At 43.2% G+C, this 22,339-nt stretch carries 21 protein-coding genes; 13 read left to right on the top strand and 8 right to left on the bottom strand.

Annotation, left to right across the window (positions count from 1 at the left end; genetic code table 11):
• Positions 1–16 precede the first annotated feature (16 nt).
• On the bottom strand, positions 17–1,468 hold the full coding sequence (focA, locus tag R7E51_RS10130) for a formate transporter FocA (RefSeq protein ID WP_206957511.1): 1,452 nt from the start codon (positions 1,466–1,468) through the stop codon (positions 17–19).
• A gap of 301 nt (positions 1,469–1,769) precedes the next feature.
• On the opposite strand from focA, the gene R7E51_RS10125 reads away from it, so the two are divergent.
• Positions 1,770–2,675, top strand: coding sequence for a LysR substrate-binding domain-containing protein (locus R7E51_RS10125; protein WP_005376369.1), 906 nt, complete (start codon positions 1,770–1,772; stop codon positions 2,673–2,675).
• Between the two features lie 227 nt (positions 2,676–2,902).
• Complete coding sequence (locus tag R7E51_RS10120) at positions 2,903–3,385, top strand: DUF1097 domain-containing protein (protein ID WP_017634175.1); 483 nt, start codon at positions 2,903–2,905, stop codon at positions 3,383–3,385.
• Positions 3,386–3,538: 153 nt separating this feature from the next.
• On the opposite strand, the gene R7E51_RS10115 is transcribed toward R7E51_RS10120, so the two are convergent.
• Positions 3,539–5,173, bottom strand: coding sequence for an ATP-dependent endonuclease (locus tag R7E51_RS10115; RefSeq protein WP_017634174.1), 1,635 nt, complete (start codon positions 5,171–5,173; stop codon positions 3,539–3,541).
• A 268-nt stretch (positions 5,174–5,441) separates the two neighbouring features.
• Between R7E51_RS10115 and R7E51_RS10110 the strand changes: the two genes are divergently transcribed.
• From R7E51_RS10110 to R7E51_RS10100, 3 genes are all read left to right on the top strand, one after another.
• Positions 5,442–7,184, top strand: coding sequence for a bifunctional metallophosphatase/5'-nucleotidase (locus tag R7E51_RS10110; protein WP_017820942.1), 1,743 nt, complete (start codon positions 5,442–5,444; stop codon positions 7,182–7,184).
• Between the two features lie 622 nt (positions 7,185–7,806).
• Positions 7,807–8,826, top strand: a complete 1,020-nt coding sequence (locus tag R7E51_RS10105) for a TerC/Alx family metal homeostasis membrane protein (protein ID WP_062730983.1) — start codon at positions 7,807–7,809, stop codon at positions 8,824–8,826.
• Between the two features lie 279 nt (positions 8,827–9,105).
• Positions 9,106–9,297, top strand: a complete 192-nt coding sequence (locus tag R7E51_RS10100) for a hypothetical protein (protein WP_005376351.1) — start codon at positions 9,106–9,108, stop codon at positions 9,295–9,297.
• Between the two features lie 185 nt (positions 9,298–9,482).
• On the opposite strand, the gene R7E51_RS10095 is transcribed toward R7E51_RS10100, so the two are convergent.
• The 4 genes from R7E51_RS10095 to R7E51_RS10080 form a co-directional block, all read right to left on the bottom strand.
• The gene (locus R7E51_RS10095) at positions 9,483–10,040 is read right to left on the bottom strand and encodes a PhnA domain-containing protein (RefSeq protein WP_005376350.1); all 558 of its coding nucleotides are present in this window, start codon (positions 10,038–10,040) and stop codon (positions 9,483–9,485) included.
• Positions 10,041–10,329: 289 nt separating this feature from the next.
• Positions 10,330–10,539: a YgdI/YgdR family lipoprotein gene (locus R7E51_RS10090; protein WP_017634171.1), complete on the bottom strand. Its 210-nt coding sequence runs from the start codon at positions 10,537–10,539 to the stop codon at positions 10,330–10,332.
• Positions 10,540–10,675: 136 nt separating this feature from the next.
• Complete coding sequence (locus R7E51_RS10085; protein WP_062730982.1) at positions 10,676–13,084, bottom strand: VolA/Pla-1 family phospholipase; 2,409 nt, start codon at positions 13,082–13,084, stop codon at positions 10,676–10,678.
• A 20-nt stretch (positions 13,085–13,104) separates the two neighbouring features.
• The gene (locus R7E51_RS10080) at positions 13,105–14,340 is read right to left on the bottom strand and encodes an outer membrane protein transport protein (RefSeq protein WP_005376347.1); all 1,236 of its coding nucleotides are present in this window, start codon (positions 14,338–14,340) and stop codon (positions 13,105–13,107) included.
• A 422-nt stretch (positions 14,341–14,762) separates the two neighbouring features.
• On the opposite strand from R7E51_RS10080, the gene R7E51_RS10075 reads away from it, so the two are divergent.
• On the top strand, positions 14,763–15,791 hold the full coding sequence (locus R7E51_RS10075) for a site-2 protease family protein (RefSeq protein WP_062730981.1): 1,029 nt from the start codon (positions 14,763–14,765) through the stop codon (positions 15,789–15,791).
• A gap of 74 nt (positions 15,792–15,865) precedes the next feature.
• Here R7E51_RS10075 and R7E51_RS10070 read toward each other — a convergent pair whose 3' ends face one another.
• Positions 15,866–16,654 carry a M48 family metallopeptidase gene (locus tag R7E51_RS10070; RefSeq protein ID WP_017634168.1) on the bottom strand — a complete coding sequence of 263 codons (789 nt, stop codon included), beginning with the start codon at positions 16,652–16,654 and terminating at the stop codon, positions 15,866–15,868.
• A 201-nt stretch (positions 16,655–16,855) separates the two neighbouring features.
• Here R7E51_RS10070 and R7E51_RS10065 point away from each other — a divergent pair, with 201 nt between their 5' ends.
• The 5 genes from R7E51_RS10065 (at position 16,856) to cutA (ending at position 19,901) form a co-directional block, all read left to right on the top strand.
• Positions 16,856–17,290 carry a hotdog fold thioesterase gene (locus R7E51_RS10065; protein ID WP_005376340.1) on the top strand — a complete coding sequence of 145 codons (435 nt, stop codon included), beginning with the start codon at positions 16,856–16,858 and terminating at the stop codon, positions 17,288–17,290.
• 6 nt (positions 17,291–17,296) lie between these two features.
• Complete coding sequence (locus R7E51_RS10060; protein ID WP_005386281.1) at positions 17,297–17,530, top strand: DUF3389 domain-containing protein; 234 nt, start codon at positions 17,297–17,299, stop codon at positions 17,528–17,530.
• A 79-nt stretch (positions 17,531–17,609) separates the two neighbouring features.
• On the top strand, positions 17,610–19,319 hold the full coding sequence (locus tag R7E51_RS10055) for an SgrR family transcriptional regulator (protein WP_053349876.1): 1,710 nt from the start codon (positions 17,610–17,612) through the stop codon (positions 19,317–19,319).
• Positions 19,303–19,554, top strand: a complete 252-nt coding sequence (locus R7E51_RS10050; RefSeq protein ID WP_053349877.1) for a hypothetical protein — start codon at positions 19,303–19,305, stop codon at positions 19,552–19,554. The genes R7E51_RS10055 and R7E51_RS10050 overlap by 17 nt, the downstream gene beginning before the upstream one ends.
• Positions 19,555–19,568: 14 nt before the next feature.
• Complete coding sequence (gene cutA, locus R7E51_RS10045) at positions 19,569–19,901, top strand: divalent-cation tolerance protein CutA (protein ID WP_031780471.1); 333 nt, start codon at positions 19,569–19,571, stop codon at positions 19,899–19,901.
• Here cutA and R7E51_RS10040 read toward each other — a convergent pair.
• On the bottom strand, positions 19,863–20,459 hold the full coding sequence (locus R7E51_RS10040) for a DUF2238 domain-containing protein (RefSeq protein ID WP_206957513.1): 597 nt from the start codon (positions 20,457–20,459) through the stop codon (positions 19,863–19,865). The two genes, cutA and R7E51_RS10040, sit on opposite strands and share 39 nt — an antisense overlap.
• Positions 20,460–20,701: 242 nt before the next feature.
• Between R7E51_RS10040 and R7E51_RS10035 the strand changes: the two genes are divergently transcribed.
• Positions 20,702–21,541 carry an isopenicillin N synthase family dioxygenase gene (locus R7E51_RS10035; protein ID WP_005386285.1) on the top strand — a complete coding sequence of 280 codons (840 nt, stop codon included), beginning with the start codon at positions 20,702–20,704 and terminating at the stop codon, positions 21,539–21,541.
• A gap of 128 nt (positions 21,542–21,669) precedes the next feature.
• A complete protein-coding gene (locus R7E51_RS10030; protein WP_005376328.1) occupies positions 21,670–22,290 on the top strand; it encodes a DNA-J related domain-containing protein in 621 nt (206 codons plus the stop codon).
• Positions 22,291–22,339 lie beyond the last annotated feature (49 nt).

Raw genomic sequence — 22,339 nt, 5'->3', positions numbered from 1 at the left:
GTAAATGTTTAGCGAATTACGCTGTTTCTAACTCGCTTTTTTCCACTAGGTTTAAACGCTCACCAAAAATCGGGCGTAGTGCTTTTAATACTTCAGTACGAGTAACCACCCCGACCATCTGCCCATTTTCAAGCACAGGAAGCACTTGTGGCTTACTTACTTTGATACTTTTAGCGCGTTCTTCGAGAGACAAAGACATCAAGCGAGTGGCAATACCCATACTGCTCGCTGGGTACAACTGCTCTTTATCGATACATAGGAATTCCACAACATCAACGAGGCGATCACCAGCGTCAATTGCGACCACATCTCGGCTCATGATGTCGACGACTTTTTGGTCTTTCACCGGAATGTAGTCCTCACACCATAGTTCTACCATCACATCGTGAGCAGAGAAGAAGCCAACTAATCGATTTTGTACGTCTACAACAGGTGCGCTAGTTACGTTGTTATCAAGTAACACATCCAGCGCGGCTGCAATTGGCGTTTCTGCACGAATGGTGATTGGTTTTGGGTTCATAATGTCTTTAACAAAAGAGGCATTTTTCATGGTGAAATCCTTAACTGACGACAGTGTTGTAGTTGTAGTGATAGAAGAAATATTCGCTGCTTTTAGTTCTGGTCGGCGAAAAATACACCAGTTTGAAAGGCCAACTAATACCGCTCCGCCGACGATGTTGCCAAGCGTGACAGGAATTAAGTTAGCGGTAATAAAGTGGCTAATGTTTAGGTCTGTGTATTGTGACGCGGGCACACCGACAGATGCCCAAAAAGATTCAGGTGCAAAATTCGCGATAACAATACCAAGTGGAACCATAAACATGTTCGCAACACAGTGCTCAAAACCGCTGCTGACAAACATTGCCACAGGCAAAATTGTCATTGCTGCTTTTGTCATTGCATTTGCAGAACTAAATGTCAGCCAAATCGCTAGGCAGACCAACAGGTTACAGAGAATACCGAGTGCAAACGCTTGAATGAGAGTGTGGTGAAGTTTGTGTTGTGCGATGTTAAGCGCATTTAATCCCCATTGACCGCCATCCATCTGATAAAGACCAGCAGCAGTAACCAGCGCAAGTAGGAACATCGCACCAATAAAGTTACCAACGTAAACTTTGCCCCAGATCGAAAGCATCTTACCGAACGAGATTTGCTTATTGGCCCAAGAAATACTGGATAGGACGGAGCTGGTAAATAATTCACCACCGCAGATCACTATGAGGATCAATCCCATGCTAAATGCGAGTCCACCAGCTAGGCGACTCAAGCCCCAACCAGCGCCCGCACTGCCGGTGGTCACCGTGATGTAAAACAAGAATGCTAACCCGATGAACGCGCCGGCCATAATGGCGAGGCTTAATGTCATACTGCTGGTTTTGTTTGCCTTACTTAACGCAAATTTTTCCGCTTCAACCATCATCTCTTTTGGAGAAAAATACTGGTGATTTTGAGAACTGGTCACCGCCATATTGACTCCTTAATTTGTAATCGCATAAAAAATCCTTGGTTATTAACTCAAAAATGAAATTGTTGTTTTTATTAAGAGCCTCAATGACTTCGGTTTCAAAACCATTGAGGCTTGCGGTGTTCCCGAACCGCGTACTCAGAATAGGAAGAACGGTTAGTAAGGTAAAATTGATAATATTTAGAAACCTCATCAAATTAATTGATAACTTTACGAGGCCAGGTAAAATGAACTCTATTGCTTATTGGGGCATGCTTTAACAATTGTGGGGATTGGGAAATACCCACTAATAATGGAGGACACTTTGCGCTACTCACTTAAGCAATTAGCGGTTTTCGACGCAGTTGCAGATACCGGCAGTGTAAGCCAAGCCGCAGAAAAATTGGCTTTGACACAATCAGCAACGAGTATGTCGCTTGCGCAATTAGAGAAGATGCTTGGCAGGCCGTTGTTTGAGAGGCAAGGCAAGCAAATGGCGTTAACCCATTGGGGGATGTGGTTACGACCAAAAGCAAAACGCTTGCTACAAGACGCATTGCAGATTGAAATGGGCTTCTATGAGCAACATTTATTGAGTGGTGAGATTCGTATGGGAGCGAGTCAAACCCCAGCAGAGCACTTAGTTCCCGACCTTATCAGTATCATTGATAATGACTTTCCAGAAATGCGTATTTCTCTCGGTGTACAAAGTACGAAAGGAGTGATTGATGGGGTATTAGATTACAAGTATGACTTAGGGATTATTGAAGGGCGCTGTGATGATAACCGTTTACACCAAGAAGTATGGTGTCGTGATCATCTTACTGTTGTCGCAGCTTCTCATCATCCTTTTGCGCGTAATCAGTCTGTTAGCCTTGCGCAGTTAGAGCAAGCGAAGTGGGTACTAAGAGAACATGGCTCTGGCACACGAAAAACATTTGATAGTTCTATTCACCACCTTATTGAAGATTTGGATGTGTGGCGCGAGTACGAACACGTTCCGGTGTTACGTAGTTTAGTTGCTAATGGCCAGTACCTTACTTGCTTACCGTATTTAGATGTAGAGCGATATATAGAAGCAGGTCACCTTGTGGCATTAAATGTACCTGAGTTAAAAATGGAAAGGACGCTTTCATTTATATGGCGTTCAGATATGGCAGAAAACCCATTAGTCGACTGCATTAAAAGAGAGGGACTGCGAATGATGAAAGGGAAGCCTTCAGTTCTTTAAAGGTTGATTAAATATGCCTACGAGATGAGTTGGTTTATTCCCTGAATCTGTTGATTTATCGGTTGCGTCAAACTTTTAATGTAAATTGTGAAAACAATAATATCTTATTGTGATCAATATCACCGATAAGCTGAGCTGATGTATCTAACATGTGTCCTTGATTTCAATGTATGAAGGCAGTTATTGAACCATATAGGTACGATAATAGCCGAGTAGGTATGACTACCATGACGACACTTTTAGCTATTTCTATCACTACTGGAATTTTATCTGGCGTATGGGGTTGGATCGCCATCTCTTTAGGTTTGCTTTCTTGGGCTGGTTTTTTAGGTTGCACGAGCTACTTTGCAGCGCCAACGAGCGGATTGAAAGGACTAGGCATCAGCTTAATCACCAATATGACAGGCGTATTCTGGGCAATGGTAATTATTCACGGTTCCACTTACGTGGGGTTGGAAATTATTGGCTATGTGATTACCGCTATTGTGGCATTCTTCATGTGTATTCAAGCTAAACAGGCTTGGCTCGCGTACATCCCTGGTACTTTTATTGGTTCATGCGCAACATTTGCGGCTGACGGAAACTGGCAACTTGTCATTCCATCGTTGTTGCTAGGTGGTGTGTTTGGCTATCTAATGAAAGCGACAGGGCTATGGTTGCATACGAAATCAACCGCTACTTCTTCTTCGCTTGCTGAACAAGCACAGTAGTGAACCCCCGATCTTATTGGTATCCACTGTGTATTGAGTTTTATCCCTCTCAATACCCTTAATCAAAATTAATGATGTTTGATACAAGCACACCAAATTGGTGTGCTTTTTTTGTATTACAAGACAATACGCTGAGTGTAAAATACGCCTAACTCATGTATTGCCGTTGGCCATGGTAACAACGCGTTTAAGTGTCCAGCGCAGAAGAACAGGAATACACTCCATGCCTTTCTCTTCACAATGAGAAACAATAGCCAAAGCTAAGTCCGGTTTTGCATGTTTTTTCAAAACACGATTTACGACTTTTTTAGCAGGGATAGGGTGGTCATGAGGAACTTTGATGATGTCCTTAAAGAAAAGTTCAAACCCATTGTTGTACAGAAAGTGCTCGATGTCTCGGTCGGGTAATTCCGTAAGTCGATGCCTTTCCTGATCATGGTCGAGCTGTGCTCGTACTGCATGCGCGTACTTTTTCCCTGCTGGGTCGCCATCGGTAACGACATGCCAATCAATACCAAACTCTTTTGCTACTTTGATGAGTGATTTTAGACCTGATTGAGCAAACTCAACGATTTGAACCCCTTCGGCAGCCAAGTCATACCCGCATTGACGAGCCAGTTCATGAAAAAGCCAAACTTCGGTTTCGCCCTCAACAAGTAACCAGCACCGCGCAAATAATGCGCCTGAACGATGAAAACGAATATGGAAACCAATTCGGCGCAACTCATCTCGACCAAACTTTGTTGAGTTTAAACTCTTAGCGATGGTTCTGTCTGATAGCCGAATTAAACGTCGAATTGAATACAGTGGAACAGAACCGAGTAACGTGCCACTGTTGGTGGTTAATATCTTTTGCATTGGCAACAATTGCAATAAGGACCACGCTCTCGCTAGATGAGTTGGATGCAGTCGACCTTCTGGATCTTCAATGATCAGTATTGGTCTCGCACAGCGCCTTAAATCGGTGGGACCCTTAGCTTGAAGATAGGCATTGAGTAACCCCATTAAAAGCAAGCGGCTTTGTTTGTCATTGGTTTCTTTCAAGAACTGACTCAAGCCTTTATCAGAGGAAGGGCTTGTATAGAAAAGACCATCACGAGGTTTGCGTGGGTTGCCTTTACTGACACTTCTGAACGCGAAATAGTGTTCAACAAGCGTTTGCATTGAGTCGAGGCTACTACGAATCTCACCTTTATTCACATGGCCAGGCATAGCCAATAAGCGTCGACAGGTGTTGTTGATTCGTTTTTCAATCCGAGCATTTTTACCATCGCCGTTGACATGGTTTAAATCTGGGAAGCGTCGGGAGTCACGTAGTCGGATTACAGGATGAAGTGTCATTAACTCAATAGCGAGTTTCTCTGAGTGGTGAAGTTTTTTGGGTTTGCCGTTATGATCCAAAAACGCGTACTTTGTATTAATGCCGTGCTCATCGCGAGATGCACTAATACGATAGTAAATGACTTGCTCACCATCTTCGTTGGTGCACCATGTAGGCTTTATGCGTCTGTAGCGTCCCGCTTTTACTTCGTTTTTATCCTGTGCTTTAAAACAAACAATGATCTGTAAGTGTTGTGTTTGTGGATGAGAAATTGAGTAGTCAACGTGAAAATCTTTCAGTTTGAATTGATACAATGAGCCATTGGCAGGTAGTGCGATGGAAAGGGCATCGAGCAATGATGATTTGCCCCACGTGTTTTCACCGATGAGCGTGGTGAGTTCGTCAAAAGAGAGTGAAAGGCGTTTGATGCCTCTAAACCCGGAGATTTCGATGCGTTCTAGTCTCATCTCAATCCTCCTTGCAATTATTTGAATTATCGAGAGTTATTTTGCTACTCCTAAGCATATATGAATTCGGAATTTTTGAGTTAAGCTCAGTTCACAAAATTACGAGAGCCTCTTACTGAATAGAGACCGTTACAAGCGAGGCTTGCTTTCAAAGCCGGGGGACAGCATCGTGATCACTTAAACATGAAATCCTAAATCGCAGTTTCATAAAATTCATGATTCTGTCATGATTCACTTCTTATTATTATAAGGAATGAAAAAAGAGAAGATGAAGATGAATAACAATCATAAGCCAGTGAGAATCAAACTGGCACACATCAATGACACACATTCCTACTTTGAACCAACGTCATTACAGTTAAAGCTTAAGATAAACAATGAACTCACGCTAGAACCCTATGTCAGTGCTGGCGGCTTTTCTCGTATCGCAACCAGAGTCGAGCAGTTAAGAGATGATGCTCAGCGCCAAGGTCATGGGATGTTGTTCCTCCATGCCGGAGATTGCTTCCAAGGTACGCTGTATTTCTCACTATTTAAAGGCAAAGCCAATGCCGACTTATTGAACGCATTAAAGATTGATGCAATGGCGTTAGGTAACCATGAATTAGATATGGGGAATGAGCCAGTTGCATTGTTTTGCCAACGTACTCAGTTCCCATTGCTTGCTGGCAACTGGGATTTATCCAATGAATCACTTAAAAAACCTCACCTTATCAGTGATTGTAAGGATGTATATAGTTACCAACCGGATACACAGAGCGCTCAATACATTGTTAAAGAATTCCATGGTGAGCGGGTCGCGATTTTCGGATTATCCATAGATAAAATGAGCGACATCGCAAACCCTGATGCAGACACGCCTTTTCACTCAGCAATTGAAACCGCCAAGGCGACCGTAAAACAAATCCATTCATCAGGTATAAAAAATATTATTCTTCTGAGCCACTTAGGTTATGAAGGTGATTTAGAGTTAGCTGAGCAAGTCGCAGGTATTGGTATAATTGTTGGTGGACACAGCCACCGGTTGCAAGGTGATTTTTCATCAATAGGGTTAGGACAAGACGATCCCTACGGTATCAAAATTAATGATACCTATGTGGTGCAAGCGGGTTTCCATGCTTTGACAATGGGGCACTGCGTCATTGAGTTTGATGAACACGGTAAAGCAACGATGTTGAGTGGACAAAATGAACTGTTGCTTGGTCGACGTATTTTTTGGGACTCGACGCTAAACCAACAGCTCGACCAAGGTGTATTCGAAACCGCGTGCGACTTCATCCATGGTCAACCGAATGTCGTGGTTTGTAAGAAACACCCGGAAACTCAAGCGATCCTGAGCGATAAATATATTCCTCAGGTCAGGCAGTTACAGTCACAAGTCATTGCTAGTGTTGACACCAAAAAGCGTCATGTGAGAATTCCCGATGAATTTGGTGAGAGTGAGTTGGCTTCCTCCGTTGCCCGATCATTTCTGCACTGTTTAAACAAACGTGGATATGACGTTCAATTTGCAATTCATAATGCGGGTGGCGTGCGAACCTCTTTGAACCCTGGCAACATCACAGTGGCAGACATTGCCGGACGGCTGTTGCCTTTTGCCGTTCCTATCGGCTTTTACGATGTAAAAGGCAACGCTATTCGCCGTGCACTTGAAGGCGCGATAAATAATGCACTCAACAATGGCGTAGAAGGCACTGGATCTGGCAGTTATCCGTACACTTACAATTTAAACTTCGAGTACCACGCAGATGCCCCAAAAGGTGAAAGAGTTCAATCATTAGTGATTTTTGATGGTAAACAATGGGTAGGTGTTCAAGATGATGTTTGGTATCGAGGGACTTCTTCTGCCTATACGATGAAAGGGAAAGAGGGGTACGACGCATTGCAGGAGATGAAAGGAGAAGGGCGTGTGACCAGTTTGTCCATGGCTGATTGTTTTATTGAACTCCTGACCGATGAGCCAAACTGTTTGAATCAAAGTCACAAACTTTACACAAAGCGACGTCGATAATAGATATTGGTATTGATTTTGCTGCTCTCCACTTACTACATGGGTTGATGAGGATGGCAGTATGTGGAATAAAGATTGGGCAGATACGGCAGTCGTGGTTGCCTGGATCGCAATTTGGTCAACACTGGTCTACTTTGTGCCTCTAAGCGGCTTTTGAATTGCTAAGAATGTGGATGCTACAAAAGGGAGCAGTAATGCTCCTTTTTTGTATCTATCTTCCCCGTTAGGCCTCTAACCAATGAAGAGTTTGTCTTGATCCATTTGCTGCTTTTTGTCTGTTTACTAAAGTTCAGGTGGTTGAATCCATTTCTTTCTTTTTATAGTGCTTCCTGATTTTTGATAAGAATTTTATTTCGATAAGACAAGGCTTTTTTGTTGGAAAGCCTGACGCTCGGCGTTATTATGTCGGCGTTTGGGGAGTAGTTAGCGCAAGTTTACTTATCGTCATCTCGTTAAGCATCAGCTTATCCGGTAAGTAAAGGTGTTACGTGGTTCATTCACGTCAACACTTCAACGAGACCAACGCATTCATTGACTAGCAGCACATAATCGTTATGTGGCTGTTGGTTGTTATTGTCTGCGGAAGGTCACCAAACGAAGTCCTTCCGCCATGGGAGGAAATATGTCTCTTATCGAAAATACCACCCAATTGAGCCAATCGGTGCCTCTTCAAGAATCATTAGCGATGTATGGTGCTTTTGGTTTATTTACCCTTGTTCTTGTTACGCTTGATATCTATCAAACACGTGGTGGCGTTATCACGATGAAAAAAGCCATCGTTTGGAGTGTTTTTTGGTTCTTGCTTGCCTTTGTTTTTGCAGGTTCTATTTATTTATTCTGGGACTTTTACGCGCCACATAGCGCTTATACGAACGACAAAGCAACGATTTCATTCTTAACTGGTTACTTACTAGAGAAGTCGCTAAGCGTGGATAACTTGTTTGTGTTTGCCATCATCTTTGCACAATACAGTGTGCCGGAGCACTTGCGTCCGAGAGCATTGCTTTGGGGGGTGATAGGTGCGCTAGTTTTACGCGCTGTCATGATTGCGGTTGGTGCTCAGTTACTTTCACAGTATCACTGGGTATTGTACTTATTTGCTGCTTTTCTTATTTGGACGGGTGTTAAGCTAGCTCGCGACAAAGGCGAAGCAGAAGAGGTTAATCCATATCCGGAGCAGTTGATTCGAAAGGTATTGCCAGTTACAGATGACTACCAAGGAAATCGCTTAATCTTAAAGCAAGCTGGTAAGTGGGTGGCAACACCGATGCTGATCGTTGTTGGTGTCATTGCAGTAATGGACGTTATGTTTGCGTTGGATTCTATACCAGCTATATTCGCGGTAACACGAGAGCCATTTTTAGTCTTAGCCGCGAACGTATTTGCATTACTGGGTTTGCGATCGCTGTACTTTGTTCTTCAAGCAATGTTAGACAAGTTTGTATACTTAAAACCAGCATTATCAGTAATCATGATGTTTATCGGGGTAAAAATGCTATTGGTTGGAACAGAATATGAGATTCCGACAGCATGGTCTCTCACATTTTTAGTTGTTGTGATGACATCGGCAGTGGTTGCATCACTCCTAAAAAATAAAGCGAAGCGTCAAACTAGCGTTAATATTACTAATCAAAAAATATAAAGTAAGCACTAAAATCAAAAGAAATAACGAAAAATATTGTTAAATATATGTTGTTGCTTAAGGGGCGATTATGCAGGTAATGTTCAGTTATTCAATGTAATTACAGCAATTGTGATTATTTATGCCGTTATTATTCATTTGTATTTTTGAGTTTTGTAATGAGTTTGTTTTATTAGAAATTCTAATTTGAATGGGTAAAATTTGTCATTTCTTAAACAATAAGAAACTGACTAATATACAACCAACTAAACAGACTACTGCTTTTAAAGAGAGGCAATCATGGCACAAGCAATGCAAATGACAAATGTAGCTTTACCAACCTCTATGGATAAGAAAACCTACGCGGTTAACTTCAAAGGACTGATTGCTCACTTACTGGACATTCTATTTGTAGACAATACTGCGCCACGCAGTTACTACGCAGAAGACTTGTCAGCACATATTCAAAAAGACATCGGTATGTACCGTTAATATTGAAATAGTGTAAGAAATACCGGCCTATGAGCCGGTATTTTTTTATTTGTATAACATGCCTACTCAACCTACGCCTTAGAAAAGAAACACTCTAGAGGAGGTAGACATGATAGTAGATTAAGTGTTGTATAGAAAAACGGAGCACCATTGGTGCCCCGTTTTGACTTGACTGAAGTGAGATATTACTTCTTGCGGCAGTATTCTGCGATCACGTACATCGACTGACCACCATTTGCCTTACCCGAAACTAGCTTTGGATCATCGCCAAGGCTAATACCACGAATCACTGTACCTTGTTTGATTACTTGGTTAGTGCCTTTTACTGGTAGGTCTTTAATTACTGTTACATCGTCACCTTTCTTAAGTTCAGTGCCGTTACAGTCAACCGTTTTATCGTCAGCAGACATCCCTTTCATTGCCCAGTTCATTTGCTCTTCTTCCATGTACATCATGTCAAGAGCATCTTGAGCCCAGCTTTCTGTGTTTAGGCGAGTGAGTTGGCGCCATGCAGTCACTTGTACAGCAGGAACCTGGCTCCACATGCTTTCGTTTAGACAACGCCAGTGGTTAATGTCTTTTGGCTCATCGATCTCACCCAGACACTTATCACAAACCATGATGGCAGTATCAACCGTCACATTACCGTGAGGTGGGACAGCGTATGCAGTTAGTTGAGATTCAGAAGAACACAGTTCACATTTTGACTCGCAGCGCGCAAGCAGAGTAGCTTCAATAGACATAAGGACTCACCTTAGTAATGTTATTTTGTGGCGGTATTATCCACTTTATCCTGAGAAATAAAAGGGTGTTAGCGAATTAAAGACTAGATTTTACAATACTCCAACCTGATTAAGGTGAAGATGTAAAATATTCGCTAAATAAATAATACGGAAGTATAAAAGACACTATTAATTGTTTTGGCTTATGAATTAGTTGTGTCAATTTCTACAACGATTACAAGCCTAAAAGAGGTAAATGTAGAGAGAGGGTGGCTAGAACATAGCCCTCTAATTTACAGAGGGCCTGTCGTTAACGTTCGACAATCTGGACAATTTGCTCTTTTGAAATACTCATTTCTTTACCATCCATGTCTTCATATTCGTACATACCCGTTTCCTCGTTCAGGTCTGGTTTACCGTAAGAGGTAATAATTTTCCCTTCATTTGTCGACATCAGATATTGGCTACTTCCGCATGCAGAAAGAAGTAATACAGTGGCAATAACAGTCAATACGCGCATAGAGTTTTCCTTTTAAACAAGTGAGTTAGGCAAAGACATCGATTTAACTATAGCAGAGGAAATATGAGTGGGTTTGAATAGAATTGAAATGAAAAAGCCCAGTAGAAACTGGGCTTTGGTAGGAAGGATGTTGCGATTACTTCAAAACAGAAGTGTTAGTGGCACCTGTTAATGCGTCATCCATTAAGAAGTCAGTGTTTTCCATCTGCATCTCTACATGATGATCAATATCAGACAAAGTGCCATTTGGCGAAGCAAAAGTACTGTGCGATGCAGTAGCATTAAACTGTACAAAGCTCGCAGTTGCATTCACAGTAGTGTCCGTACTGTTCACAGTCTTCAACCCTAGCTTATTAGCGAGCGGTTCAGTACCCGCGAATGGTGCATTTGGAACGCTGTTTGGTACTGTGCTATCGCCATCCACTTCTGTCATAAAGAATGGTGTCGTTAGCGAACCAGATGCCACTAAATCTGAAGCGTTTGTGAACGGATCGACAGTGTCTAGTGTAGTCTGTGCTGCATAGATAAATTGTGAAAAACCTGCTTCTAGCGCTGCTACTTGAGCTTCCGTTGCCGCAGCCTCAAAAGCTTCGTAACATGTTTTATCTTCTAGATCCGCACATGATGCATCAGCGTAATTCGCATAGTCTTTTGATGCTGCATAAGCGAGGTTATGTTTGATCTGAGGGCCGTAATTGTCTGAACCCAGTAACAAATTACCAATTTGTCCACCAGAGTTCTGTACTGATGCAGAACTAAAGGTGTACAGCGCATCCGCAGAAGGGCTGCCCAGTGTATTGTTTGCTGCTGCGACGGCAGATGTAGCTACAATACCGCCAAGTGAATGACCTAGCATTTTGACTTTTGAACCCGTCATTGGGTTGAAGCCTTGCAGAGGACCTCCAGCTAAAAGACCGCCTTGAGCAGATACTACTAAGCTAGCGCGCAAACCTAACACATCCAGAACACTCTGACGTAGGTTGTCACGCGCAACGGCTAAGTTGGAAAGATTTAGATAAGCCAGTACATTCGCATTTGCGGAACGTTGTTCATCTAAGCTGCGCGTACCATGAATAGGTAAGTCAATAGCGATAACTGCCACACCTGCTTTTACCATATTGAACGCGAACGCGTACGCATTCTCTTTCGCTGAGGTGATGCCGTGTTGATAAATCACAACGTCTGTCGCGACGCCAGATTTAGGTGTGAAGACCAGTACTTCGACATCTTCAACCGATTTCACTACGGGAACAGGCGAGTAGCGAGTAATAATACGCTCACTATCAAGCTGGGTACCATCGGTAAGAGTAAGCTTAGCTCCAACAAGTTTTAGCTGCTCTGTAGGATCTGTAGCAAGCTTTGTCACATCAACAGGATCATTTGCAAAAACGCCTGTTGATAGCTGCTGAACCATGTTTGCTTGCTCGTTCGGATCCGCTAATGCTGCGCTTAGCTTCGCTAGGCTTGGCATCGCAGATACCATTGGTTGCATGTTCCAGCTTGCGCCTTTTTCCAGGTAATGAGGCAGTCTTACCACACCTTGTGTCACGCTTACATCAGCACCTGATTGCATGTAAAGGCCTTTAATTGCCGTTTTAGCTGCGTCTAGATCGCTAATGTATTTACTAAAGTCATCGTCAGAGTCTAGCGCAGTGCTAAAGTCTTGGGTTTCACCGAGCGTTATTGTGTAGGCCGTTGATAAGTCAACTGAACCTTCGTTTGAGTCATTTTTGTAAACGGTATTTAGTGTGTTTGCGCCAGTAGAAAAACCAGTAGCGGTTACTCCTTTGACTGCCGCTAACGTATCACCTACTGACTGGGTGCTGAACCATGAAGAATAAACGATGTCTGCAGGGTTTACTTTGGCAATACCAAAAATTCCTTCAACCGCCTGAGTGACTGCTTGAACAGAAGCAAGGTCGCCAGTTTCATAAACGATCTCTTTCGATTTACCAGTTGCATAGCTTGCAGATGTACCAATTGGCTCACCATTTACGTCAGTAACATCTTGTGTGACCGCAAAAATGTACTCGCTTGACTCATCAAGTGCAGCCAAGAACTGGATGTATAGAGAGTTACCTTTTGCTTGAACTACGTAGTCTTGGTTCTGAACAAGCTCTTCTTCGATTGGGTTAGATTTGCGGTCCCACTCGGTTAAGCGTTGATTAATCTTGATGACTTTAACACCAGACGACAGCATGCCCGTTGCAAAACCGTCGCCGTTGAAGTTAAGAACGATTGGCATAGACGTTGACCATCCATCCATCGTGTTCATTGAGGCTCTAGGGTTGGTTAAAGCATCATCGCCATCAGTTGGCAGACCAAGCGTACCATCGCTTGTGTCCATTAATAAGTAAGACGGTGCCGGTACATCTGCGTTCGCTCCTTGAAGCGTAAAACTGATGGATGTTTCGCGATCAAGCAATGCTTGGACTTCATCTTCAAATTGAACTTTGTCGGAAGTACCAGAGCTGGAGGTATCATCACCACAACCAGCAAGAAGGATTGCAGAACAAAGCATTGATAATTTAAACGTGTGTTTCATTGGTTTACTCCGTAATCCCATTATTTGAAGGTGTAGTTCATCTGTACCGCGCTGATGTAAGCAGTACCTTCTGAGTCAAACTTAATCTCTTCACCCAGAGCATTTGTCTCAGTGAAAGAGCCTGATTTACTCTTAACAAGTGCAAAGCCTGCATCGAAAGTTAAATTCTCACTCATTGCGTAAGTTAGGCCCGCGCTGTACCAAAAACGGTCACTGTCAGGGATACTCAATGTCGCTTCACCTGCTTGTTCGTCGTACGCAAAGCCTGCACGGAATGTCCAGTCTGTATTAAGTATGTAAGTTGCACCAATGGAGTAGCGATTGTTGTCTTCATATTTCTCAGGTTTAAAGAAACATACTCCGTCATTACATTCGTTACTGGTCGCTTTTAGTTCTTTAAATGTGCTCCAGTCGGTTTGTTGCCAGCCGTAATGTACAGCCCATTGTTCATTCAGTTGATGGAAAGCCGATAATTCGATAATTGAAGGGAGAGAGATTTTTAAACGGCCATCAACTTTTGGTGATGAAGCTCGACCAGAGTCGTAACTACTAAACTCACCGTCATCAAAATCTAGATCAACCTTAGAGCGGTAGCCAAAGCCAAAACGGTTGTTTTCATTTAGCTCAAATAAAGCGCCGACATTCCAACCCCAAGCGAAAGTTTCACCTTCCATGCCGACAAGGTTATCGGACTTATTACCACCTAAAATACCGGCGAGTGCGCCTTTGTGGCGAGTCAGCTCTGCTTCAGCGTATACGAGGTTGATACCACCACCGACACTGAAAGACTCGTTGATACGGTAAGCGACATTAGGGTTGATGTTTACTGAAAGTAGGGAAGTGTCACCCGCCATATCACCTGCGGAAATATCATTTGGATAGTCAGTAGCAACACCGTATGTTGTGAACATACCGATACCCCAAGCCCAGTTATCATTGATAGGGCTGATGTAATAACCTGCTGGCACGATCTGTAAAGGGGCGACATCTTTCGCGTGTTCATTGTTTACAGTGTCGTACACATCGACTTCAGGGTCGATGATAGATAACGCGCCCGAAAATTGAGCTTCTTTGAAAAGTGTCATTGCTGCAGGGTTACGAGCAAGGACGCTGGCATTATCTGCGACAGCCCCTTCACCTGAAAATGCTCGACCAAGACCAGATGCCGAATGTTCAGCTACCTGGAAGCCCGCTGAGTGGGCATTACACGCAAACAATATTGAAATTGTAAGCAGAGAGCAGTGCTTCTTGTTCATCCTTGACCCTCCTAGGGTGTCATAATGCTGGACCGAAGTCCTTGTAATTGTTGTGTGGTACTTACACCAATTGTTAATACGCGAAATACAACGGTGATGTAAATGTAATGTTAATTGTATGTTTAATAACTTGTCAAAGTTTGAGCGTATTTTGCGTTTTAAATATGATGCATAGGTCAAACGATGGCTTGTAAGGGCATGTATTATCGTTATATTTTTGAAGAGAATGGTACGACCAGAATTGTTTTGCGAGCTTTATAGTTAAATAACGATCAAATCAAGAGATAGCTCGCTTTGCTGTTTCTTCACTTCACAGGCATAATTCGCGCTCGCTATGTAGTTATTCAATAGACGCAATAGGAACCGCATTGGAATTACTGAATGTTGAATTTTTAGGTCGTTCGCTAAGGCTCGAAGGATCGATGGCTGGGTGGCAGCAGTTATATTGGGATAATACGTTGGTGTCTCAAATCGATGCCAGTGACAATACCGCAGAGACTTGTCTACACCAGTTTAAGCTCTCTACGGGTGAGGAAATCCTGAACTGTCATTTAGAGTGTTCTTTAACATGGCAACCGTTTGAATTGAGTTACAAGGTCACAATTAACGGTGAGCTCGTCAACGAAGGTTGTCGAAATGAAAAAGACATCGAGCGCCAAGTGCCAGAAGTTACGCCACCATCCGAAAAGCGTTTAAGTGTAATAGGCCTCGTATCTCTTGGGATGAAAGCACTTAAAAGTGCGAAAGTTATTAAAGTGGCGTTAGCGTCTGCAAGTCTCGCTGCATATTCTTGGCTATTTTCCATCGAGTTCGCGCTAGCGTTGATCGCTTGCTTGGTTTTTCATGAATATGGTCACATTAGAGCGATGAAGTATTTTGGAATGAAGACCAAAGGGATCTATTTGATTCCATTCCTAGGTGGTTTGGCGCTAAGTGACGAAAAGATAAACACGCGCTGGCAGGATGTGGTTATCTCAATCATGGGACCATTTTTCGGTTTAGTACTTAGTATAGTTTTTACTTTGCTTTATTGGATGACTGGTGAGGTGATCTTCGCTGGGCTTGCTGTGTTTAACGCCTTGCTAAACCTATTTAATCTGCTGCCTATTTTACCATTAGATGGTGGCCATGTGCTCAAAAGTATTACCTTCTCAATGAATACTTGGGTCGGGTTAGTTGGCAGTATTGCGACCGCTTTATTAGGCATTTTTATCAGTTACTATTTCGGTCTGACGTTGCTAGGGTTTTTATTGTTAATGGGAATGTTGGAAGTGGTGATGGAATGGAGAGCTCGACATCAAAGCCATTTATTGCCATTAACCCGTTATGGGCAACTATTTTCACTTGCTTGGTACTTGGTCTCTGTCGGAGGTTTTGTTTCTATCATCTGGTATTTTGCCACTCTCGGAGATAGTTTGTTAAGTTTGCCGCTACAGATATTGGGCACTTGATTAGAATCATTAAAAGCTCCCTAGGGAGCTTTTTTATTTGGCAAGCTTAAGTAGTAGACGATAGTAGCAATGAATTAGCCACATCTTGGTGCTTTCGCGTTATACGCAGGCAGCTTATTTATGGTTGCTTGTAAATCTTTAATGCGCGTACTGTGCGATGGGTGGGTTGAGAAGAATTCAGGTGGTTGAGAACCACCTGATGCAGCACTCATATTTTTCCATAAATCGACACTTTGACGTGGGTCGAAACCTGCTTTTGCCATGAATTCCAGCCCGACAATATCAGCCTCGGATTCCTGAGTACGACCGTATGGCAAGATAACACCGTATTGAACACCGACACCAAGTGCCGCCATCGTCATTTGTTGATACTGTTTGTACTCGGAAGCGCCAATGGCAACGTTTGCTAGAGACAACCCTGCATTTGCTAACTGACTTTGTGAAAGACGTTCATTACTGTGGTCAGCGAGGACGTGAGCGACTTCGTGACCAATAACTGTTGCCAACTGATCTTGGTTTTTCGCGACATCTAAAAGCCCGGTATACACGCCGATCTTCCCACCTGGTAGAGCAAACGCATTGACTTGTTCACTATCAAAAACAACGACTTCCCAGTCTTTAAATCCAGATTGAGCGGGAATGGTGTCAGTGATGTGTTTGGCAACGCATTGAACGTAGGCATTCGTTTTGCGGTCTTTGCTGATTGGGATATCTTTCTTCATTTGTTCGAAAGATTTAGCTCCAAGCGATGACATTTCCTGATCTGAAAACATCAGGATCTGGTTGCGACCCGTCGGTGATGCGCTACACGCTGTTAAACCCGCGATAGTTAAAAGAGCAGAGGCTTTCATCCATACCTTCATAACAGGCTCCATTTAATTTTTTGTTTTGAAGCAATAGTATATACCCAAATAGTAACATGATGCATGGATCAAGTTATTCATCTGCTTAATAAAGAAGGTGAGATGTTACGTCTTGAAGTTATGCCCAAGTAGCGTCTATGCTAGCTTCCTAGCACATCGTTACAACCTAACAAACCAGTTTGTGAAACTAAGAGTAAAACAATGAGTATATGGAAAAAGCCCGTAAGCATAGAGATTCTGAATGCCACGTCAAAAAATACCCTGATCGAGCACCTACAAATTAAATATACAGATTTCACTGACGACTCCCTTACAGCAACCATGCCCGTATGCAGCTTTACTCATCAACCTTTAGGAATGCTTCACGGTGGTGCATCAGTCGTGCTCGCAGAAACATTAGGCTCATTAGCTGCAAACTTCTCTGTCGATGAGGGCAGCTACTGCGTCGGTTTAGATATTAACGCGAACCATGTGCGAGCCATGCGAAGTGGTCATGTGATTGGTACGGCAAAACCGCTTCATCTGGGTATTTCAACGCAAGTGTGGCAAATCGATATCACTGATGAGCGAGGCCGTTTAGTGTGTACCAGTCGCTTGACCATCGCTGTGAAACAACACAAAACAAAGTCGGTATAAACTAAGATGGTGATTGAGTTTTCATTAGGAAAAATCATTGCAACCCAGCGTGAAATAGTGATTAAGCTCTCCGGCAGTGCAATGGTAACCTTGCAAGCGCAAACCGATGCAATTCAGTTGCTGGGTAGAGGAGCGAACGTTGTTTTATCTCATGGAGCAGAGTGCAAATGGTCTATCAAGCTGGACAACGAGGTACAACTGGCTGAACTTTCGCGAGAAATTGGTATCGATATTCAATAATTTATAGTGTGATGTTTGCACTTTTTGGAAAAAATGAGGAAACTTAGCTTATCGACAACAAGATAAGAATTTCCTCTTTATGAGTAGCCCTCGTTTACGTGTTCAGTTCGAAACACTGTTTGAAAAATTTTCCGGTCACGATACGGACGTTCAGCTCGAAGACATCACCGAAGCGTTGTTTTGTACACGTCGTAATGCTCGTATTGTTCTAAATAAACTTGAAGAAGAGGGCTGGATTGAGTGGCATCCGGCAGCGGGTCGAGGAAAACTTTCGAAACTCGTTTTTAAACGTAATCGAAGCGACGTCAGCGAAAACCTCGCCAGGCGTTATCTCGATGAAGGGAAAATCGGTCAGGCTCTAGATGCGCTTGATAACGATGCGGCACGATTGACGCAGGTTATCCAAGGTTATTTAGGGCTTCAGCATCGACAGGGCGAGCAGGTCGTGCGTTTGCCTTATTATCGACCATTGTCGATGTTAAACCCGCAGAAACCGATGCGGCGTTCTGAACAGCACATCGCCAGACAAATTTTTAGCGGACTCACTCGCCTTGATGAAAATGAACAACTTCAACCAGATTTAGCCCACACGTGGGAAGCAATTTCTGATACACATTGGCGTTTTTATCTTCGTCGTGGAGTACGCTTTCATAACGGTGAACCGTTAACAACCAGTTGTGTTCTTGAAAGTGTGCTTGCGTTAAATAGCTTGAACTTGTTTTCTCACATAAAGCGGGTGTCTTCACCACAAGAGTGGACCGTTGATATTGAGCTCGTCCGTCCTGATCGCTACCTTCCTCTGGCTCTGAGTGAGTCGCAAGCAAAAATTTTGCTACCGAGTGCTTTGCGTTCTGAAAGCTTCGATAGACAACCGATAGGGACAGGGCCGTTCCAAGTTAAAATGAATGATGATAAGCGTCTTATTTTGACTGCTTTTGATGGCTACTTTGGTTTTCGCCCTTTACTTGACCAAGTGGAGGTGTGGGTAATCGATGAAGCCTATTCCTCAATGGTTTATCCAAGCCTGTCAAAACCGAAGATGGATAAACAAGGTTCATCCGATGAAGTCGAGCTGGACCCTGGCTGTACATTCCTATTACTAAACAAAAACACCGGGATTGCAAAAGATCCACGTTGGGCAGAGTTCCTCTCGCAAACCCTCAACAGTCACCAGATTTACGCGCATGTTCCACAAGATAAAGTGATGGAACTGGGAGTATTGCAAGCGTTTGGCCTTAAGCCCGGTTGGATTGATCTTAGGCCAGCAGAAGCGGGCAGCGTACCACAGGTTAATAAGGTAATTTCCGTAGCGTATCAGAAAAAGCATCCGATGTTTCCAGTAGTTGCCAAGGCCATCAAGACACTCTTAAAACCGCACGGTATAGAGGTTGAGTTTATTCGTTATGATGCTCAACCGCCCGCACCGGAGGAGGTGGATATATGGGTGAAAGCTATGGGCATTGCAACGAACCGAAATGACGCGTTAGCGGGCTGGCTTCTGGATTACAGTGATATTGAGAAGTTCAGTTCAGGTTACGATTTTAGTGAATGGGCTAAACTTGTCGATCAATGGCGTGCTGGGATGCATACAGACTTTCCTGCGCGTGAGCTAGGACGACAGTTAGTAAAAAGCTGTCAGGTGATTCCTATGTTTCACTGTTGGCTAGGCGTGAATAAAGACCACAGCGGTGCGTTACAAAATGCAAAGTGTAATGCCTTAGGTTGGTTTGATTTTAATAATGTATGGGTCAAACCGGATATAGAAAGTAACCATGGCGAAACCGAATAAGAAGCAGCCGACGAAAACCGTCGATATCTATTGCTCAAAGTGTAAAACTCAACTATTTAAGTACCGTAAAGGCGGAAAAGGCGCACTGGTCAAGTGCTTCAAAGAGCGCATTGTTGACGATTTCACACAAACCCCATGCATCTGTCCCAGTTGCGGGCAAGAATTTGCAAGAGATACCCTAGTGAGAGGAACGCCTGCTTACAAAATGATTGGCGGCAAAGTGACAATGAAATAATGAAGGGCTAGAAAATGAGTATAAAACATGACTACTGCATGGTGTTAAGCACAACCAGCAACGAAAAAAATCGAGATCAGATCATTAAAGGTTTGCTAGATGCCCAATTAGCCGCGTGTATTCAAACGATGCCTATTGAAAGTCACTATGTGTGGAAAGGGGAGATTTGTACTGACAACGAATGGTTGCTGGTGATCAAAACTCGTCGAGAACTTTATGAATTGGTGGAAGAGAAAATAGAAAACCTGCACGAATACGAGGTAGCTCAAATCGTACAGGTTCCAATTGTTGATGGGTTTAACCCTTATTTAGAATGGTTGAGAGAATCGACGTTGAGCCGACATTAAGAATAACGACAACACTGCACCAACGGTATCGCACAACATATCTTTCTGGGCGTCCCATATGTCACCTTGCGAGCCCAGAAAGGCAATTCCCTCATCGCCACCAGCCAACTCCGCATACCACCATTCGATAATCTCATAGCCAGCAGCAAGTGACATGATAGCAAACAAAGCAAACCAGCAAGAGAACGCTTTGTTGAACCGTTTTTTGTTTATCAAGTATTCAGCGATCGGATATGCGTAAAGGCCAATTGAAAAGTGCGCAACGCGATCAAAATTATTTCGCTCTGAACCAATCATGTCGTTAAAACAGTCAAACGGCACTTCGGAGAACGTATATTTCGCACCGATAGTGTGCAAACAGAGCCAGATGAACATTAAAAAGTAAGCCGTATTACTGAACTGATAGCGAATCGAAATCGCCCAAATAGCAACAAGAATACCAATCGCCGGGATAATCTCCGCAAACCAAACTGCGCGTGAGTTAGGTTCCAACGCAGAAAATAAAAACACGATGGCATAAAAAATCGTTAATCCTAAGAGTGTCGAGGTGCTTTTCATAGAGTTATTTGATCCTTCAATTTATCTTACAGTGGGACTCCATAGATTGTGTTAATGATTGCACTTAATTGAACGGTGTGCAATTGATATTTTAATGGGTTTTTTGATCACTGAAAATGTTGATTTATTGGCAAACTGCTCAACATTAAAACGTTTGCGCGTGCACTTTTCATTAAAGTTTGATTTACAATATGCCCATCCATAGAATCCATGATTCAGTCTAATAAAAAAGAAGTAAAGCCATGAAACTGGAAACTGTCGATTATCTTGCTGACGATGCTGCTCAACAGTTCGTTACCTCTCTACGCGAAACGGGGTTCGGTGTGTTGAAAAACCACCCGATTCCACAAGAGCTTGTAGAGTCAATTTACAAAAACTGGCATGAGTTTTTCTGTTCAGAACAAAAGAATGATTTTCACTTTAACGTAGACACCCAAGATGGCTACTTCCCACCTTCTGTGTCTGAAGTGGCGAAAGGGCACAAAGTGAAAGACATCAAAGAGTACTTTCATGTTTACCCTTGGGGTCAGATCCCAGAGCAGCTTAAAGCTGAAATCTTAGAGTACTACGAGCGTGCCAATGCATTTGCTCAAGAGCTATTAGGTTGGGTTGAAGCGTACGCACCTAAGGACGTTCAAGAGAAGTTCTCTATCGCGTTGTCAGAAATGATCAATAACAGTGACAAAACATTACTACGCGTGCTTCACTACCCACCGATGACAGGCGAAGAAGAGCCAGGCGCTATTCGTGCTGCTGCGCATGAAGACATTAACCTGTTAACGGTTTTGCCTGCTGCCAATGAGCCTGGACTGCAAGTAAAGAGTAAAGAGGGTGATTGGATCGATGTACCATGTGACTTCGGAAACTTAATCATCAACATTGGTGATATGCTTCAAGAAGCGTCAGGCGGTTATTTCCCTTCAACGACTCACCGTGTAATCAACCCTACGGGTGGCCGTCAAGAAAAGTCACGTATCTCATTACCGTTGTTCCTGCATCCAAAGCCGGAAGTGGTGTTATCTGAGCGCTACACTGCACATAGCTACCTTATGGAACGTTTACGTGAGCTAGGGGTTATTTAACCTTTACGTGATCTCCTTACAAAGGCCGATGGTGAATGACTATCGGCCTTTTTGCATTTATGCTACAAAGTGGAAACTATGTTTTTTGTGCCGTGAATGGGGCCCTAAACTCGTGTCAGAGAGGATGAATGGAAGGACAACGTACTGTCAATAGTATTGAGCCTCATGCAATAGAAAATCCGCTGCTTTGGCCAATGCTAGAAATTCTGAGAAAACAGCCCTCTAATTGGAAAGTGCACACCTTGGCAAGCTCGTTGGGTGAACAAGGTTATATTTCAAAGCTGGACGACTCTCCCGATAAGGATTTATTCAAAAGAAATTTCCTGATCATGAATGCATTATATCAACTGCAAGACACTCTGTATCCGGATAGTTGGCTTCAAGTCGAAGCCATGGATATTCAGCTCATGTCTTCGATGGAAGCTTTGAGGCATAAGATCGATATTCATGATCCTTTGCGTGAGTATTACTTAGATTGGCGCAATTACGAAGCGGACGAAGATGAAGTGCGTCGACTGTTGAATGAATTTTGGACAACTTATCAAAAGTTCATCGGTGGTTCGTCAGTAGCCAGCGTAGATAAGACAAAGGCACTGTCACTATTTGAACTTAACACTGACGCTACGCCTGCGGAAATTAGAAAACAATGGCGAAAACTCGCGCTTCGTTGGCATCCTGATCGAGAAAATGGCGATGCAGAAAGATTTAGAGTTCTTTGTGAAGCGTGGAATGTACTGAGAAACGAATGATTCGCTAAGAATAAAGATAAAGGAAGGCAGCTAACTATAGCTGCCTTTT

This window comes from Vibrio sp. Vb1166 (assembly GCF_033338695.1).
Classification (GTDB): Bacteria; Pseudomonadota; Gammaproteobacteria; order Enterobacterales; family Vibrionaceae; genus Vibrio; species Vibrio alginolyticus.
Note: the sequence above shows the minus strand (reverse complement) of the source record. Positions and strands in the feature narration are given on the sequence as shown.

What these genes read in the sequence shown, in the direction of transcription:
- R7E51_RS10120 (WP_017634175.1), top strand. Translation starts at nt 2,903, where the DNA reads ATGACGACACTTTTAGCTATTTCTATCACTACTGGAATTTTATCTGGC.
- R7E51_RS10050 (WP_053349877.1), top strand. Translation starts at nt 19,303, where the DNA reads ATGGCGAAACCGAATAAGAAGCAGCCGACGAAAACCGTCGATATCTAT.
- R7E51_RS10080 (WP_005376347.1), bottom strand. Translation starts at nt 14,340, where the DNA reads ATGAACAAGAAGCACTGCTCTCTGCTTACAATTTCAATATTGTTTGCG.
- R7E51_RS10040 (WP_206957513.1), bottom strand. Translation starts at nt 20,459, where the DNA reads ATGAAAAGCACCTCGACACTCTTAGGATTAACGATTTTTTATGCCATC.
- R7E51_RS10110 (WP_017820942.1), top strand. Translation starts at nt 5,442, where the DNA reads ATGAAGATGAATAACAATCATAAGCCAGTGAGAATCAAACTGGCACAC.
- R7E51_RS10115 (WP_017634174.1), bottom strand. Translation starts at nt 5,173, where the DNA reads ATGAGACTAGAACGCATCGAAATCTCCGGGTTTAGAGGCATCAAACGC.
- R7E51_RS10060 (WP_005386281.1), top strand. Translation starts at nt 17,297, where the DNA reads ATGGTGATTGAGTTTTCATTAGGAAAAATCATTGCAACCCAGCGTGAA.
- R7E51_RS10070 (WP_017634168.1), bottom strand. Translation starts at nt 16,654, where the DNA reads ATGAAGGTATGGATGAAAGCCTCTGCTCTTTTAACTATCGCGGGTTTA.
- R7E51_RS10100 (WP_005376351.1), top strand. Translation starts at nt 9,106, where the DNA reads ATGGCACAAGCAATGCAAATGACAAATGTAGCTTTACCAACCTCTATG.
- R7E51_RS10105 (WP_062730983.1), top strand. Translation starts at nt 7,807, where the DNA reads ATGTCTCTTATCGAAAATACCACCCAATTGAGCCAATCGGTGCCTCTT.
- R7E51_RS10075 (WP_062730981.1), top strand. Translation starts at nt 14,763, where the DNA reads ATGGCTGGGTGGCAGCAGTTATATTGGGATAATACGTTGGTGTCTCAA.
- focA (WP_206957511.1), bottom strand. Translation starts at nt 1,468, where the DNA reads ATGGCGGTGACCAGTTCTCAAAATCACCAGTATTTTTCTCCAAAAGAG.
- R7E51_RS10065 (WP_005376340.1), top strand. Translation starts at nt 16,856, where the DNA reads ATGAGTATATGGAAAAAGCCCGTAAGCATAGAGATTCTGAATGCCACG.
- R7E51_RS10055 (WP_053349876.1), top strand. Translation starts at nt 17,610, where the DNA reads ATGAGTAGCCCTCGTTTACGTGTTCAGTTCGAAACACTGTTTGAAAAA.
- R7E51_RS10085 (WP_062730982.1), bottom strand. Translation starts at nt 13,084, where the DNA reads ATGAAACACACGTTTAAATTATCAATGCTTTGTTCTGCAATCCTTCTT.
- R7E51_RS10090 (WP_017634171.1), bottom strand. Translation starts at nt 10,539, where the DNA reads ATGCGCGTATTGACTGTTATTGCCACTGTATTACTTCTTTCTGCATGC.
- R7E51_RS10035 (WP_005386285.1), top strand. Translation starts at nt 20,702, where the DNA reads ATGAAACTGGAAACTGTCGATTATCTTGCTGACGATGCTGCTCAACAG.
- R7E51_RS10095 (WP_005376350.1), bottom strand. Translation starts at nt 10,040, where the DNA reads ATGTCTATTGAAGCTACTCTGCTTGCGCGCTGCGAGTCAAAATGTGAA.
- cutA (WP_031780471.1), top strand. Translation starts at nt 19,569, where the DNA reads ATGAGTATAAAACATGACTACTGCATGGTGTTAAGCACAACCAGCAAC.
- R7E51_RS10030 (WP_005376328.1), top strand. Translation starts at nt 21,670, where the DNA reads ATGGAAGGACAACGTACTGTCAATAGTATTGAGCCTCATGCAATAGAA.